Consider the following 17,313-nt stretch of genomic DNA (forward strand, 5'->3'; position numbering starts at 1 on the left):
TTGTTTTTTCCCGCCACTTAACTTATCAATTACCACTTACCAATTACCACTTACCAATTACCAATACTTCGGCTACGCGGTTCCTGAACCCTTGGGCTTGGCTCAGGGGAACCGAAGTCGAACGGCAGTAAAAGTTACCAATTACCAATTACCACTACTCAGAAAAATGACAGAAAATAAGGAAATAGTTTTTCGCAATCGAGTTGTTGACAAAGGTCAGCTCAAAAAATTAATCTCTTGGTCATTCATGCACTACGGAACGGCCCGTACAGCGCAAATGGCCGATAAACTCAAAGACTTGGGTTTCCGCTTTGCGACACGAGCGGGAGTTTCGATTAGCGTAGACGATTTGCAGGTTCCCCCGTCAAAACGATCGCTCCTTGATGCAGCCGAAGAAGAAATCCGCATCACCGAACAAAAATACACCAGAGGTGAAATCACCGAAGTCGAACGCTTCCAAAAAGTAATCGATACCTGGAACAGCACCTCAGAAGACCTTAAAGACGAAGTAGTCAAAAACTTCCGAGCCACAGACCCCCTAAACTCGGTCTACATGATGGCCTTCTCCGGGGCGCGGGGAAACATTTCTCAAGTGCGGCAGCTAGTCGGAATGCGCGGGTTGATGGCTGACCCCCAAGGAGAAATCATCGACTTGCCAATTAAAACCAACTTCCGCGAAGGACTGACCGTCACCGAATACATCATCTCTTCCTACGGCGCGCGCAAAGGCTTGGTAGATACAGCTTTGCGGACGGCAGACTCTGGCTATCTTACACGTCGCTTAGTGGACGTATCCCAAGACGTAATTGTGCGGGAAGTGGACTGTGGCACTCAGCGGGGAATTCGAGTACGGCCGATGACGGACGGAGCAACTGTGCTGATTCCCCTCAAGGACAGGCTGCTAGGGCGGGTATTCGCCAAAGATGTGGTGCACCCCAAAACCGGGGAAATCGTGTCTTACGGCAGCGAAAAAGCCGTGCGAAATCAGCCAATTACTGAGGAGTTGGCGGGGGAAATTGGTAATTCTGGGGTGGGAGAGGTGTATTTACGATCGCCCCTGACTTGTGAATCTACCCGATCGGTTTGTCAGCACTGCTATGGCTGGAGTCTCGCCCACTTGAAAATGGTGGACATGGGAGAAGCGATCGGGATTATTGCAGCTCAGTCGATCGGGGAACCGGGAACCCAGCTCACGATGCGTACCTTCCACACGGGCGGCGTATTCACCGGAGAAGTCGCGAAACAAGAACGCGCACCCTTCCCCGGCGTAGTGAAATTCAAGAACTTGCGTACTCGCTCGTTCCGCACCAGACACGGCGAAGAAGCACTGGTGGCAGAAAACAACGGCAAACTTGTATTTGAGGGCGACGGATTTGAAGAAGGGAAATCCGGCGCCAAAAATCAAAAACTGAAAATCGAATTGGCGATCGTCCAGGGTTCGACTCTGATGGTCAAAGACGGACAGCGCGCCATTCCCGGTCAAGTTTTGGCAGAAGTGCCGATCATCGGTCGCGCCGCCCGCAAAACTACGGAAAAAGTGACTACAGACGTGGCTTCCGACTTAGCCGGAGAAGCAAAATTTGCGGATTTGGTGCCTGAAGAAAAAACCGACCGCCAAGGGAACACAACCCGCACAGCCAGCAAAGGCGGGCTGATTTGGATTCTCTCAGGAGAGGTCTACAACTTGCCCCCTGGTGCGGAACCGGCAGTGAAAAATGGCGATCGCATTCCGGCCGAAAGCGTGATTGCCGAAACTAAACTCGTCTCCGAACACGGTGGCGTAGTCCGCATCGCTGACCCCAGAGAAATTGAAATTATCACCGCCCAAGTCCTGCTCGACCAAGCAGTCGTGCGCGCTGAAAGTGCAGGCGGCCGCGACCACTACACGATCGAAACATCTTCTAAGCAGCGGTTTTCCCTCAAGACGGCTCCTGGGAGCAAGGTGATTAACGGGGAAGTCGTCGCCGAACTGCTCGACGACAGCTACCGCACAGCTACAGGGGGAATTGTCAAGTACGGCGGGGTGGAAGTCCACAAGCGGGGCAAAGCTAAACTTGGCTACGAAGTCGTTAAAGGCGGCACTCTGCTCTGGATACCGGAAGAGTGCCATGAGGTCAATAAGGATATTTCTCTGCTGCTGGTGGAAGATGGCCAGTACGTTGAGGCCGGTACAGAAGTCGTTAAGGATATTTTCTGCCAAACCAGCGGGGCAGTGGAAATCACTCAGAAAAATGACATCCTCCGGGAAATTGTGATCAAACCGGGCACACTCCATGTAGTTGACCGCCCGCCGCTAACATTTGGGGAAGGTCAAATCGTCAACGCCGGTCAAGAAATTTTCCCTGGCTTGGTTGCCGAAGAGTTGGGCTATGCGGAGTATATCGAAACTCCCGAAGGCCCGGCTTTGCTGCTGCGGCCTGTGGTGGAATTTCCGGTGCCAGATAAGCCACCTGTGCCTTCTCAAACGGCGCTCAATGAGTCCATCTCTTTGAAAGCGGTGCAACGACTTCCTTATAAGGATGGGGAGCGCGTCAAATCTGTCGAGGGATTGGAACTGCTGCGGACTCAGCTTATCTTGGAAATTGGTTCTGGAGCTCCGCAACTGGCGGCGGATATCGAGCTGCTGCCGGATGAGGATGATGCTATGGCTTTTGGGGCGGATGGTTCGGGCCCGGCTTGGGGATCGGCCGGGGACGGTACGGAGTCCCAAGAATTGGCGATGACAGTAGCCGATGGGGGCGATCGAGCTTCCAAGACTTTCCGCTTGCAGTTAGTGATTTTGGAATCGCTGGTGATTCGGCGTGACGTATCTGCCGATCCGACTCAGGGCAGCACCCACACGCGGCTGTTGGTCGAAGATGGGCAGTCGATCGCGCCCGGGGCAGTAGTCGCCCGCACAGAGATTCTCTGCAAAGAAGCGGGTATCGTTCGAGGCATCCGTGAGGGGCATGGCGAACCAGTGCGCCGACTGTTGGTGATGCGAGATGCGGATTCTATTTCGATATCTGTGGCAGGTACGCCGGATGTGAGTCCAGGTCAACTGCTGGTGGCTGGTACCGAAATAGCTCCGGGGGTTGTTCTCGAAGAGTCCGGCCAAGTTGTGAAGGTTGTACCTGCGTCGGAGACAGAACCGGCGAAACTCTTGCTCAGGGTGGCTCGTCCTTACCGGGTTTCGGCTGGTGCTGTGCTGCACGTAGACGATGGCGACTTGGTGCAGCGGGGCGACAATTTGGTGATTCTGGTGTTTGAGCGGGCAAAGACTGGGGATATCATTCAGGGTTTGCCACGGATTGAGGAACTTCTTGAAGGGCGGAAGCCGAAGGAAGCTTGTATTTTAGCCAAGCGGCCGGGGACGGCTCGTGTGGTTACGGATGACGATGTTGTGGAACTGGCGGTGATTGAGGATGATGGCCGGATTGAGGAGTATCCTTTGTTGCCTGGTCAAAACCCGATCGTTTCCGACGGACAGCGCGTAGGCGTCGCCGAAGCTTTGACCGATGGGCCTGCTAATCCTCACGAAATTCTGGAAGTGTTCTTCCACGTGCTCAAGGAGCGGCAGTCTACTTTTGAGGCTGCCTTGGAGAGTTTCCAACAGGTGCAGACCTTTTTGGTTAATGAGGTGCAGTCGGTTTATCAGTCTCAGGGCGTGGATATTTCTGATAAGCACATCGAGGTGATTGTCCGCCAGATGACCAACAAAGTCAGGATGGAAGATGGCGGCGATACTACTATGCTCCCCGGTGAGTTGGTAGAATTGCGGCAGGTTGAGCAGGTGAATGAGGCGATGTCAATTACTGGTGGAGCCCCGGCTGATTATACTCCGGTGTTGCTGGGGATTACTAAGGCTTCGCTGAATACTGATAGCTTTATTTCTGCTGCTTCGTTCCAGGAGACTACGCGGGTGTTGACTGAGGCTGCGATCGAAGGTAAGTCTGACTGGCTGCGCGGGCTCAAGGAAAACGTGATCATCGGCCGCCTGATTCCTGCAGGTACTGGGTTTAATGCCTATGAGGATGCTGGGGTTCAGGATGCGGGTTTTGATGGTGCTGTGTTTGATGACGACATCCACGATTTACAGGAGGATGTGGTACTTGATGACCGTACTGCACGCCGCGCTTATACGATAGAGAGCGGTTTTGAAATCGGGCGCCCGTCTGATCTTGAGGCTGATGAGGATTTTGAGGAAGTTGAGGTTGATGAGGACGATTTTGTCGCTGAGACTGAGGATGATGCCTTGGGACCGGATGTTGACGATGATGATGATGATATCGGTTTTGACTTCGATGAGGACGAAGACTAATCATAGTTTTGAGTTTGCATGAATGAGTGAACAGCGTTGTGTTCGCTAAGGATAATTTGGTTCCTCGCCACAACGCACACTCCGATTTCATGAGTTAAAAAAAACTCAAACTTTTCCTCACAAATTACAAGTCCGAACTCATAGCATTGTGCGAGGGGACATCGAAAGGAAGAAGGAAGAAGGAAGATTCAGAGTTTAAGCAAACTTTGTAAATAAGAGAGTTTTAATTGTTTGTTGGTTCAAAAAACAATTCTTTCTTCCTGCTTCCTTTTTCCTTCTTACTTCTTATTCCTTCTGCATATATGGTTCACTCAATCAGGCAGCAAAGCCTTGATTTGATTAACAAACTCTTGATGGTCTACCACAGGTTTAGAGATGTAACCGTCGGCACCGCTTTGATCCAGAAATGTTTCTTTATCACCAGCCATCGCGTGAGCAGTCACCAAAATAATCGGCAGCGAGGCCGTTTGCGGGTCAGCTTTGAGCAGTTGAGTAATCTTAATCCCGTCAACAGATTTGCCCTGGTACACGCTGCGCGAAAGAGACACATCCATTAAAATCAAATCAGCTTCACCGTTGGCAGCAATCTGCATCACCTCTTCAACATTTTCCGTGTGCTTCACGGCTAAGCCCCCCCGCTTAGTCAGAATTTTGGAAAAAACCCGAGCATTAACCAAATCGTCCTCTACAATCAGAACGGTTTTCATAAATAAATATGGGAAGTATAGAAACTTTGTGACTTTAGTCCAAAGAGGAACACGAGACGGGGACTACATTCCCCGTCAAAAATGCAGAGTTTTTAGCGCCATCAGCCGGGAACCCTGCAAAACCCGTATGTATATCCTTGAGCCACTAGCTGTGAGAGGGTTTACAGATGCCTAGAAGCATCCAGTACCATCATTTAGACTACTACACACAGACAGTTTAGTTCTTTTTTATAATCTAGACCTGACACTGGTGAGAGTCTCAAGATTCTCAGGTAGCAGGTTTCTAGTACAATCCAGGACGCATGGACGACGCCTCGAAACCGGGTTTTTGCTCGTTTCGGCGGGCTATAACGAACTATTGCTATGAAAAAACCCGGTTTCTGACTACCAGTGCGTCCTGGACTTATAATATCCTTTCTTTCGGTCAAGCCTCTGGCTTCTACCATTTCTGATTTTATATTTTATATTTTAGATGGGAACTGATTGACTGGATATCAGTTTGGCTCGCGAGCCTACAGTTGCATTATTTTTTGAACTGGTATTAGAATCGGGAATGTGTGATAATTATTTCCTTCCTCGCGTCGCCACAGCAGTCGAAGTAGCGAATCTAGCGGGGATTGTTGGAGATTCCTAATTCTCAGTTTTAACCCCTCAAAACGGCTTAAAATATCGACGCTTTCTTTGATCGAGCGGATGCCAGACTAGGACATATCGCCAAGAGAGCTTTTGAATGATGAATTCATCGATATCGGCATTTTTGACACTTTCAGCGAGGGGAGCATCTGATAATTTGTACAAACACTTCTTCTGGCTCCTTCCTTCTGACTCTTTCCTCCTGGCTCCTGTCTCCTGCGTCCAATTTTGGGCTTGGGTGCTTTCATTGAGATTCTCCCTCAGCGAGTCACCGCCACGCTCTATTGTTGAATAAGCCCAAAAGTTGGACTTTACTCATAGTCCAGTCGCCTCTACACGATCAGAACAAGTACCACTACCAGGGGTATTCCAATTGCGCTTACTTTTCTTTTTTAATACTTTCGGAGTCCATCACGCTTGCCAAAATACGGTAAGCTCGATCGTCTACCATTGCTGCTTGATCGACGCTACGACTGTACTGAGACGAGATCAATCTGGGGTTTCTCCTGAATAGAATATTTCTTCGTGTAGATGGTTATTCCTAATTGCAATTAAATTCTATCATAGATTGACGGGGACTCAAGTCCCTCGTGATGCTTTCCTAGGAAGAGCTACAGCCTCACTACGTTCTGAGTTTCTGGCATTCCGTGTTCTCTCTGTGAATCAACCTTCTCACGGCAGAAGGTAAATAGACAGGTAGGCGCAAATGAAGGCAACATAGAGGTTAGGGTAAGAGTGGAGAGTAAGAGGCAAGTGTTGCCCGTCTTCGGGACTCTGATTCTGCTTTCACAAGTTAAGTTTATTTTTATTCTTCAACTGGGCGGTTGGATCGAACTTTCGGTTCGCCTGCGGCAAAGGCTTTTAAATCGAGACAGGGAACCTCGGCATTATTGACAGAGGCTGTTTTCACTCAGGAATTAACGGACACAAGGACTCATGGCTAAACAACTCAACCTACTTTCCGGGCAAGTAATTTCTACGCCTCTGCACGCCGAGATGCAGCAATCGTACCTCGAATATGCCATGAGTGTGATCGTCGGGCGAGCTTTGCCTGATGTCCGCGACGGTTTAAAACCAGTTCACCGTCGAATTTTATATGCGATGCACGAACTCGGTCTGACGCCAGACCGACCTTACCGTAAGTGCGCCCGGGTAGTTGGAGATGTTTTGGGAAAATATCACCCCCACGGCGACCAATCGGTTTACGACGCTCTGGTACGCATGGTTCAGGAGTTTTCGAGCCGCTATCCTTTACTGGCGGGTCACGGCAATTTCGGTTCGGTGGACAATGATCCGGCGGCTGCTATGCGCTATACGGAAACGAGGCTAGCACCGATCGCCCACGAAGCTATGCTAACCCAAGTCGGCGAGGCAACAGTTGATTTTACTGGTAACTTTGACAATTCGCAGCAGGAACCGACGGCACTGCCTGCTCAGTTGCCGTTTCTGTTACTCAACGGCTGTACGGGCATTGCTGTGGGGATGGCAACTAATATCCCGCCGCACAATTTGGGGGAGGTGGTAGACGGTTTAATTGCTTTGATTGAAAACCCGGAACTATCGGACGAGAAGTTGATAGAACTGATTCCGGGCCCGGATTTTCCAACCGGAGGGGAAATCGTCGCTACAGAGGGCATTGTTGACGCCTACACTAAGGGTCGAGGCAGCATTGCGGTCAGGGGTGTGGCCGGGGTGGAAGAGGTGGCAGGTAATCGCAAGGTGCGTACTAAAACGGCGATCGTGGTGACGGAGTTTCCGTTTCAGGTAAATAAGGCGGCTTGGATTGAAAAGGTGGCGGAGTTGGTCAATGCTGGCCGCCTCGACGGTATTTCTGATTTGCGTGACGAGAGCGATCGCGAAGGCATTCGAGTTGTGATTGAACTCAAGCGGGAATTTACCCCAGAAGCGGTTCTGGCTCGCCTTTACCAACAAACTGACCTGCAAACAAATTTTGGCGCGATTTTGCTGGCAATTGTCAACGGTCAACCGCGACAGTTGACGCTGAGACAATTGTTGCAGGAATTTCTCGATTTCCGGGAAGTGACTCTTACCCGCCGCTACAATTACGAGTTGCAAGCTGCCGAACGCCGCTGTCATATTGTCCAAGGCTTAATGTTGGCTTTGACAAATCTCGATACAGCGATCGACATTCTCAGAAATTCTCCTGATGGTTCTACTGCTAAGCAAACTTTGCAAGTTCGCCTCAATTTGAGCGAAAGTCAAGCTGATGCGATTTTGGCGATGCCTATGCGGAGGCTGACTGGTTTGGAAAGGCAAAATTTGCAGTCTGAGTTTGATGAGTTGATGGCGAATATTCAAGAATTGCAGCGGTTGTTGAGCGACCGACGCGAACTTTTGAAGGCTTTAAAGAAGGAATTTCGCTCGCTCAAACGCAAGTACGCTGACCCCCGCCGCACTAAATTCGCCAATGGAACTGCACGCGCCGCCAACGCCGAACCACAATTTTCTGGTAAGAAAAATTCTGCGGTGAAGCAGTTGTCGCCGGCAACGATTCAGCCTAGCTTATTACCGGTTCTAGAGGCAGAGGAAACTATTGTTGAATTTTCGCACAAGCAGTACGTGCGACGCTTGCCGACTGGGGAAAAGCCACGCTCGAAAAGTCGCGAAAAATCTGTTTCAGCTTTAGAAAAAAATGAAGATTTTATTGTGACGGCAAATCTGACAAAAACCGATCGCACTTTGGTCGTCTTAACTCCTAACGGCAAAGCTTACCCGCTGAAAGTGGCCGATATTCCTAGTAGTAGCGCCAAAGACCGGGGAACGCCGATCGTTAGTTTGTTGTCGCCGAGTGCTACTAAAGAAAGTGCCGGTCGTGCTTTGTCGGAAATCACAGTTGCACACTTTATTTTGCCGGAAAATTCGGAAGCAGCAGATTTAGTAACTCTGACTCAGCAAGGGAAAATTAAGCGCTTGCCGATGCAGGAATTTGCTGATTTGACTAATCGCGGCGTTACTGTTGTTAAACTCAAGGAGGACGATCGGCTGCGCTGTGCGAGTCTGGCTAAAGTCGGCGAGCAAGTGGCGATCGCAACTTCAGGAGGCCGAGTCCTCCGCTTTGAGATCGATGATGAACAACTGCCGCCAATGGGCCGCAGCGCCCAGGGTTCTCAAGTAACCAGATTGCGGAAGCAGGAAGAGTTGGTGGGTTGTATCACTCTCGACCCGGAAGACAGTCTGGTGCTAATTTCTGAGTTGGGTTGGGCAAAACGAATGCCTGCGGGTTCTGTCAGACTTACTAACCGAGGGGAAATTGGCACTCAAGCTTTTCGTTTCTCAGAGCCTAAAGATGCTTTAGTTGGCTTGCTGCACGCTGTTGCGGGTACGGATGTTAAACTTTTTACTAATTCTGGCCGCCTGCTGCGATCGGCTATTGATGCTATAGCTTTTTGGGGGAAAGATGCGGCGGGCGATCGAGTTTTTGACCTCAATCCAGGTGAAAAAATTATCAAAGTTATCAGCAGTCAATAGTTATTGGGCATGGGGCATGGGGCATTATGCCCCATGCCCAATTCCCCAATCTAAAATCTAAAATCTAAAATCTAAAATCGTCTGATGGCGCAAGTTGTATTAGAAAATATCTACAAAAGTTTTCCACTCCGCCAAGGAGAACAGGAAAAAGCAGCAAACAGCGTCGCAGAAAGTGTCTCGCTGGAGGCCACTAGCTCTTCGTCTAACAGCGTTTTGCGGCGCATTAACCTAACGGTCGAAGACGGGGAATTCATGGTGCTGGTGGGGCCTTCGGGCTGCGGAAAAAGCACTTTGCTGCGATCGATCGCTGGTTTGGAAGTTTTGACGGCCGGTAATATTTGGGTTGGCGATCGGCTCCTTAACGATTTGCCTCCTAAAGACCGAGATATCGCTATGGTATTTCAAAATTATGCTTTATATCCTCACTTAACAGTTTACGATAATCTCGCCTTTGGATTGCGCCGCTCGGAAAGGGAGAAAGACGAAAGAAGGAAGAAGGAAGAAGGAAGAAGGAAGAAGGAAGACGAAAGAAGGAAGACGGAAGAGGAAAGACGAAAGACGGAAGAAGAGCTAAGGCAGAAGGCAGAAGGAGGAAGAGAAGGCAGAATCCAGAATGCAGAAGGAATCAGCAAGAAAGTAGAAGAGGTTATTAATTATTTAGCCTCTAATTCTTTTAAAAATCCTCTTATTTATCTTTTGTTTGAGGACTTTTTAGGAGGAGCGACTCGCAAGTTGCCTCCGGGTTTACGCTATTTATCGGAACGGGAAAAAGCTGTAGGAAAACGAGTGCGAGAGGTAGCTGAATTATTGCAAATAGAATCTCTTTTACATCGCTTGCCGAAACAACTTTCGGGAGGGCAAAAGCAGCGGGTAGCTTTGGGTAGGGCGATGGCTAGGAATCCTGAAGTTTTTTTGATGGACGAACCGTTATCGAATCTGGATGCGAAATTGAGGGCGGAAACTCGATCGCAAATTGTGCAGTTGCAGCGACAGTTGGGAACTACAACTATTTATGTAACTCACGACCAAACTGAGGCGATGACTATGGGCGATCGGATTGCTATTATGAATAGAGGCCAGCTTCAGCAAGTAGCTCGACCTCTAGAGCTTTATAACAAGCCGGCTAATCTGTTTGTTGCTGAGTTTATCGGTTCTCCGCCGATGAATTTTTTGTCTGTGGAATTTAGTGCTCCACTGTTGATTTCTCACCCGCAATTTCGCTTTACTTTACCCGATACTTGGGCAAAAAGTCTACAACAATATGACGGGCGAGGGCTAATTTTGGGCATTCGGCCGGAACATCTGAGTATTAACCCTCCGGCTACCAAAAATCTTTCGGTACAAGTGGAAATTGTAGAGGCTTTGGGACACGAAACTTATTTGGGGGTTTGTTTGACGGATGCTCCGGCGGTGCGGATGCAAGTGCGGGTTCCTCCTGAGCGATCGATCCGAGTTGGCGAGGAGCTTTGGTTGGCTATCGCCCATGACAAAATTCACTTGTTTGATCCTGATACCGAGTTGGCTATTTTTCCTGTTAGGTAAAATCATCAAGGTCGATCGACCGCTGTGACCGATATCATTAATCACAAACTTGCATTTTTATCAAGGAATGTTATATTTATTTACATAAGCCTTACACAAGTTAACGAAAGGAGTTCGCACTATGCAAGAACAAAAACGCAACGCTTGGAATTGGGGCTTCACCGAAGGAGCGGAAAATTGGAACGGTCGTTTGGCGATGATTGGTTTCTCTGCCGCTGTCATCATCGAATTGGTTTCCGGTCAAGGCCTGCTTCACTTTTGGGGCGTGATGTAATTTTCTAGTTAAGGATTTTGTGACACTGCAAAGTTTGGGAGTTCCGTCACGGACTCCCTAAATTTTGGCAGCGCGATGTGGGTGGCAAATAGCCACTTGCTCCGGGCACTTAGGAGCACAAAATTTAACAGCTATAGCTGAAACCGGGGCGGGGGGTCTCCCACCCAAAAGACTGCGAATCACTCTTTTGGGTGATGCTAGCAAATTACTCTAGCGGATATATTCTTTTAAGATGCTGTTCCGGTTGGGATGGCGCAATTTCCGCAGGGCTTTAGCCTCGATTTGGCGAATTCGCTCGCGGGTGACGTTAAAGATTTGACCAATTTCCTCTAAGGTCTTCATCCGTCCATCATCTAAGCCGTAACGCAGTCGCAGTACATCCCGTTCGCGGGGGCTGAGAGTATCCAAAACGCTTTCTAAGTCTTCCCTGAGCAAGTTTTTCGAGACTTGATCTTCTGGTGTTTCCCCGTCTGATTCAATAAAATCTCCCAGACGCGAATCTTCTTCTTTGCCGATCGGAGTTTCTAGAGAGATGGGCAACTGTGCGGACTTAGCAATGAAGCGCAACTTCTCGATCGTCATCTCCATGCGGGTAGCAATTTCTTCTTCCGTAGGCTTGCGACCCATTTCCTGAGACAGGAGTTTGGTAGTTTTCTTGATCCGCGAGATGGTTTCGTAAAGGTGAACCGGTAGGCGGATAGTGCGGGATTGGTCGGCGATTGCCCTAGTGATGGCTTGACGTATCCACCAAGTTGCGTAGGTAGAAAACTTGTAGCCTTTTTCGTGATCGAATTTTTCAGCAGCCCGGATCAGACCCAAAGAGCCTTCCTGAATCAAATCTTGGAAAGACAAACCGCGATTCATGTATTTTTTGGCGATCGACACCACCAAACGCAGGTTTGATTGCACCATTTTTTCCTTGGCCCGACGACCGACGTGCAGTCGGTGACGGAATGCAGGAAGTGCCATATCTACAGCATTAGCCCATTCGCTGTCTTTGGGTTCGCGGTTATACTCTTCGAGCAGTTGTTCTCGAACTCGCTCTAATTCCAGCAAATCTGCAATCTTGCGTGCTAGTTCAATCTCTTCGTCAGCTCGCAGCAGTCGAATCCGACCGATTTCTTGCAGGTAAAGACGAATAGAGTCTTCAGTATAATGCTTTTTCTTTGCCTGTGCCCGACGGCGGGCTTTGGCGCCTTTGCCAGATTTAGGGTCTTCCTCAGATTGAGAGTCTAAGAATTCTTCTCTATCGTCTTCTTCGTCGATAAAGAGTTCTAACTCGCTCTCAGGTAGAACGCTTTCGGCGCCCCGAAGCAACTCGAGTGTTTCCATTTCCGGTGTAATTGTGGTTGCGAGTACGGTGTTAGCTGGGATCATGCCGTCTTCCTCATGCTCCTGAATTAAAGAATAAATAACAGTGGAATAGTGTCTGTTTGTAGTTTAGACAAGTTGGCCAGTATTGACATTCCCGCAGGAAGAAATAGTGGGATTTTTGGTCTGCTAGCTGAATTTGTTACCGAAACTGCACCTGTTTTATGAGTCACGGTTCGAGTTCTGGTTTGAAGCAGTCAGCGCATTCAATTGATCGCAGATTTTAACATCGCGACCTTAAATTGAGCTAGCGGCTTTTTCTTTCGGAGCGAGTTACCACATCATCTGCAATACCTTGCCCCGAGAGGCAAACCATGAAGTGCGATCGATCGCACTTCCAAAAATACTGGCTTTTTACTCGGTACTTCGAGCTTTTACCCGTACAAGTTTTCCCGCACGGAACCCTCTAACTTTTGTATTGGAGGTGTCGAACTTTTGATTCGCCTTGCTTTCACTCTGGTTGTCAGACATGACAGTTGCACGGCAAGTTTTCGCCACCTTGGATGCCGGTCTGCTGCCTCAAATGCAACAGCAGAGGGTTGAAGCACCAAACGGGGAGAATCGGATCTTGCAAAGACCTTCCCGATTGTAGCCTTTCTCACAAAAAATGGAAGTTGTTTTCCATTGTTGGTCAAGAACTAGGAAAACTCTGTCAGCTTAGCTTGACAATACTAACTCATGTCCGGCTCTGCTAAATCCTGAGAACGGCCCGCAAAAACTTTGGCACGATCGAACGGCCCTGTTTTCTGCGTATATCTGGGTGAACGGCTGCGGCGTAGTTGGCCAGACAGTTAGCAGACAATTTTTGAGTTGCCCAAATTGGAACCAATACAATCCGTGTAGATACACCCATCATTACCCTGTTTCCCTGAATTGAATCATACGCAATCTGCGATTGAATAAAGCTCGTAGCTTTAGTTTTAAGTCGGTACCTCTGGATTAGAGACCGACTCTGACCCCCAATGAAGCGTTGCGGGTTGAGTAGTGCAACAGGGGCTTTCATTGTTAAGTTAGCTCAAATCTCAGAAATTGGGTTTAATTTTCACGTTAAATCACATTAAGTTCTTAACGTCACATTCTTATTTAAGCAGTTCGACACGAGTTTGTCGCGTTAATGGCAAAAACCACCAGGATAAATTCTACTGAGAGTTAACCCGCCGCGCAACTCTCGGCTGCGGATTTCTCTAATTTTTTTTGGCTTTCGGTTCGCACTTGCGCGATCGCACATTCTCACAAACAACACAATTCGCCATCTCTCGGAAGTATAACTTCACGATTCCTTTAAATATATCGTGACCGTGTGAAGATTCCATAAAGCCCCTCAATCAATTTTAGGTAGCATTCCCGAATTGTCTTGATAATTTCAAGCAGACGCAAAAAAATCCCCAGCGGATGTTGATGCAACTGCTTGCAGATGATAAACCCTCCAAGGAATAAAAAGTTTTCCAGTTAGTGATGTGCTTGCTATGGTTAGAGATGGCGTAAACTCCACGATACTTAACGCAATAAAACGGTAGGACATTGGTGCGATGCTCAAAATTTTGTTATTATTGCCAGCGTGTCATCAGAAAGCACAGAGCATTGCTTTATCCTCTACTCGGGTTGAAATTATGTGGCTTGACCTTTAGAAAATGAAGCTATCAAGAAAAATTTCAGATCCGTGTCTCTATTGACAACCCAATGAAGGTTTACGAGAAAGAATTCACCTGATTGAGATAAAGATTTAGTAATTAATCGGGCCGAGATTACCATCTCTTTATAGCGCCTGTTTGTAGTCAAGACTTCAGTTTTTTTATATTTGTGAATAAGCACTAAAGTCCTGACTGCCAATTTAATTTAACCGCGAGACAGATTACTGCTGATTCCGCAGGCGAGGGTTAACAAACTCGTTTAATCCTTCACCCACCAAAGACAGTCCCACCACCATAAAAGTCATCGCCAAACCGGGAAACAAAGCCGTCCACCAAATTCCAGTAGGTAGCGCATCTAAAGCTAAACGCAAGTCGTGTCCCCATTCGGGAGTTGCTTCGGGAAGTCCTAATCCGAGAAATCCCAAACCTCCTAATGTTAAAATTGCATCGGCAGCGTTGAGCGCAAACAGCACCGGTACGCTCTGAATCACATTCAGAAACAGGTAGCGCGAAAGCACTGTCCAAGTGTCAGCACCCATTGCTCGGGCGGCTTCGACAAACAATTCGGTTTTGACGCTGACGGTGTGATTCCTGACGACGCGGTAGTATTGAGGGATGTAGGAAATGCTCAGGGCGATCGCAGCATTCAAAACTCCTTTTCCCACTACAAACGCTAGCGTCAAAGAAAGCAGCAGCCCCGGCAAAGTATAAATTGTATCCATTAAAAATAACAACACTCGATCGAGCTTACCGCCCAAATAACCGCTAACCAAACCCAGCGGCACACCGATAAACAAACTCAAAGCAGTGGCTAAAATCACCACTTGCCAAGCAGCCCGAGAAGCAAACAGCGTGCGGGAAAACACATCGTAGCCGCTGCGGCTAGTACCAAACCAATAATTCGCCGACGGCGGTTCGTGGATGGGGTTAATCAAAGCCTCGGTAGGATTTTGCAGCCATCCCCAAGCTTGCATAGCTGGAGACAAGGTGGCTACCAATATAAACACGGCAGTTATTGTCAAACCTGCCCACATCATTTTCATTGAGAGGCTTGAGGGCGAGGCACTGTTGAGAAATCGCGGCAGTCGGAGGCGGCTTTGAGCCATAATGACGATCGACCTATATGAGACTTTTAGATTTTAGTAGCACTGAGGCGAAAAAACCCAGAACAGTCAAAAATCCTCTTTCTCATTCGCCAAACACTCGCGAGAAACCGGGTTTTTTCGGGGGATACTGCTAAAAAAAACCCGGTTACTCTCCTGCTGGGGACTTGCGCGCAGGGGAGAAACCAGGTTTTTGGGAGGCGGGATGCAAGTCGAGTTTAGGTTAAATCTCTCTTGGCGAATCTCACATCTAAAATCGATCGAATTCCTACAAATTACTGGCAATTAACTCGCGGTACTGGCTTTTTGGCTTCACTCCTTTGAGTTCAGCCACCAAATCTTTGTCTTTGAAATACTGAATCGTCGGCGTACCAATCACGCCAGCATTTTCAGCAATTTCTGGATCTTCTTCGATGTCAATTTCCACGTAGTGGATTTTGCCCTCGAACTCATCTACTACTTTGCTCAAAATCGGCTTGAGGCTGTGGCAAGGCCCGCAACTCGGAGAGGCATATTTGACCACAATCAGTCGATCGCTATCGTGGAACAACTTCCGCAAAGCATAACCTCCTTCGTGGCGCGTGTCTTGGATATCAAAGTTCGCGCTGGTTTTGCGTACTTTTTGAGCTTCCGGCGCTGCGACGGGTTGCTCGGATTCCTCGGTTTGGCGGAATTCCTGAGCTAAACCATTGGACGACAGCCACCTTTCTGCCAGCATCGCCCCCATACAACCGCTACCGGCGGCGGTAATGGCTTGGCGAAACTCGTGGTCTTGTACGTCGCCGACGGCGTAAACTCCCTCGACGCTGGTTTCTACCGAACCGTGTTTGGTAACGATATAGCCTACTTCGTCGAGTTCTAACTGACCTTGGAACAGTTGAGTGTTGGGAGTGTGACCGATCGCGTAAAACAATCCCTTCACCAGCAAATCGCTTTCGGCACCCGTCTCGATATTTCTAATTCTCACCCCGTCCATTTTGCCGCCCGCTTCGCCCAAAATATCCAGTGCTTCGGTGTTCCAGTGCACGGTAATTTTGGGATTGCTCAGCACTCTGTCTTGCATGGCTTTGCTCGCGCGCATTTGATCGCGTCGCACCAGCATATGTACGTGAGAGCCGTATTTTGTCAAATAAATAGATTCTTCCGCTGCTGTATCGCCCGCGCCGATGACAGCTAAATCTACTCCCTTAAAAATTGGGGTAGCGCCGTCGCAAATCGCACAGGCAGAAATCCCGTGACTCCAAAATACGTGTTCGCTAGGCAGCCCCAGCCGTTTCGCCGTCGCGCCTGTAGCTATTACTATCGTGTGGGTTTTGATTTCTCTGTCTTCCGATCGCACTGTAAACGGCCGCTGGCTCAAATCTACGTAAGTTACATCTTCGGTGTATAATTCTGCACCCCAGCGCGCTGCTTGAGCTTTCATCCGATCCATGAGTTCCGGCCCGGTGATGCCTTCGGGGAAACCGGGGAAGTTTTCGACTTCTGTGGTGGTCATCAGTTGACCGCCGGGGACACCTCCGGCTTGGTAGCCTTCAAACACTACGGGTTTCAGGTTTGCCCTCCCGGCGTAGATGGCTGCGGTGTAGCCTGCGGGCCCTGAGCCGATAATTACTAGGTTTTCTACGGTTTCGTTGGTCATAGCTATTTACTTAAACTCATAACGACTTCGTTTTACTAATTCTAGCAGAGTTCGATCGAGTTTGGTTGGATGCCATTGGGCGATCGACCATCTGTATCTATTTTTGAGGGTCGATCGGTCTTCGGGGCAATTCCAGCTTGTTTTATAAGCAAAAACAATCTAAAAGTCGATTTAGTTTTAAATGTTCGATCTATTTTGATGGCTGAAATCTTAAGAAAATCTAAAGATGACCAAAATTATTGACTTCATTCTCAATTATTTTACCTATTTACTTGCTTTGAGGCTTGTGGTAGGATTTTCACAATCCAGGGGCATTATGACTAATTTAAATTTTTGGCGCTGAAAGCTTTTAAACTCGTAAAATTAACGAACTCTGCAAATGTAACAAGTACAATTGTTTATGCAAAATCCGCATTTGATGGTTTAAGAATTGTAACGCAGATTTTGCCAGGTTTGACAAAATACATGATTTGTGGTATGGAAGGTGCGATGGGCGGGAAATTGGATTAAGATTTTTAACCGCAGATGTGGGCGGATTAACGCGGATTAATACCAATTTAATATGAAGCTGCATAGAATAGGGCTTCAAGAATAAACTTGTAAGATGACAACGAACTAATTTGG

The 17,313-nt window shown here is 48.3% G+C and carries 8 protein-coding genes; 4 read left to right on the forward strand and 4 right to left on the reverse strand.

The window, feature by feature from the left end:
- The first annotated feature begins 166 nt into the window (after positions 1 to 166).
- Entirely contained in the window at positions 167 to 4,300 is a 4,134-nt protein-coding gene (locus QUB77_RS15220) for a DNA-directed RNA polymerase subunit beta'' (protein WP_333178318.1), read from the forward strand.
- Positions 4,301 to 4,611: 311 nt separating this feature from the next.
- On the opposite strand, the gene QUB77_RS15225 is transcribed toward QUB77_RS15220, so the two are convergent.
- The gene (locus tag QUB77_RS15225) at positions 4,612 to 5,007 is read right to left on the reverse strand and encodes a response regulator (RefSeq protein WP_006632892.1); all 396 of its coding nucleotides are present in this window, start codon (positions 5,005 to 5,007) and stop codon (positions 4,612 to 4,614) included.
- Positions 5,008 to 6,576: 1,569 nt separating this feature from the next.
- Here QUB77_RS15225 and gyrA point away from each other — a divergent pair.
- The 3 genes from gyrA (at position 6,577) to QUB77_RS15240 (ending at position 10,945) form a co-directional block, all read left to right on the forward strand.
- Positions 6,577 to 9,129, forward strand: coding sequence for a DNA topoisomerase (ATP-hydrolyzing) subunit A (gene gyrA / locus QUB77_RS15230; RefSeq protein ID WP_333178321.1), 2,553 nt, complete (start codon positions 6,577 to 6,579; stop codon positions 9,127 to 9,129).
- 252 nt (positions 9,130 to 9,381) lie between these two features.
- Positions 9,382 to 10,671 carry an ABC transporter ATP-binding protein gene (locus tag QUB77_RS15235; protein ID WP_445251746.1) on the forward strand — a complete coding sequence of 430 codons (1,290 nt, stop codon included), beginning with the start codon at positions 9,382 to 9,384 and terminating at the stop codon, positions 10,669 to 10,671.
- A 121-nt stretch (positions 10,672 to 10,792) separates the two neighbouring features.
- Positions 10,793 to 10,945 carry a chlorophyll A-B binding protein gene (locus QUB77_RS15240; protein WP_333178327.1) on the forward strand — a complete coding sequence of 51 codons (153 nt, stop codon included), beginning with the start codon at positions 10,793 to 10,795 and terminating at the stop codon, positions 10,943 to 10,945.
- 210 nt (positions 10,946 to 11,155) lie between these two features.
- On the opposite strand, the gene rpoD is transcribed toward QUB77_RS15240, so the two are convergent.
- The 3 genes from rpoD to trxB form a co-directional block, all read right to left on the reverse strand.
- Positions 11,156 to 12,322: an RNA polymerase sigma factor RpoD gene (rpoD, locus tag QUB77_RS15245; protein ID WP_333178329.1), complete on the reverse strand. Its 1,167-nt coding sequence runs from the start codon at positions 12,320 to 12,322 to the stop codon at positions 11,156 to 11,158.
- Positions 12,323 to 14,168: 1,846 nt separating this feature from the next.
- Entirely contained in the window at positions 14,169 to 15,053 is an 885-nt protein-coding gene (locus QUB77_RS15250; RefSeq protein WP_333178332.1) for an ABC transporter permease, read from the reverse strand.
- Between the two features lie 265 nt (positions 15,054 to 15,318).
- A complete protein-coding gene (gene trxB / locus QUB77_RS15255) occupies positions 15,319 to 16,689 on the reverse strand; it encodes a thioredoxin-disulfide reductase (RefSeq protein ID WP_333178333.1) in 1,371 nt (456 codons plus the stop codon).
- Positions 16,690 to 17,313 lie beyond the last annotated feature (624 nt).

This window comes from Microcoleus sp. AT9b-C3 (genome assembly GCF_036705485.1).
Taxonomy (GTDB): domain Bacteria; phylum Cyanobacteriota; class Cyanobacteriia; order Cyanobacteriales; family Microcoleaceae; genus Microcoleus.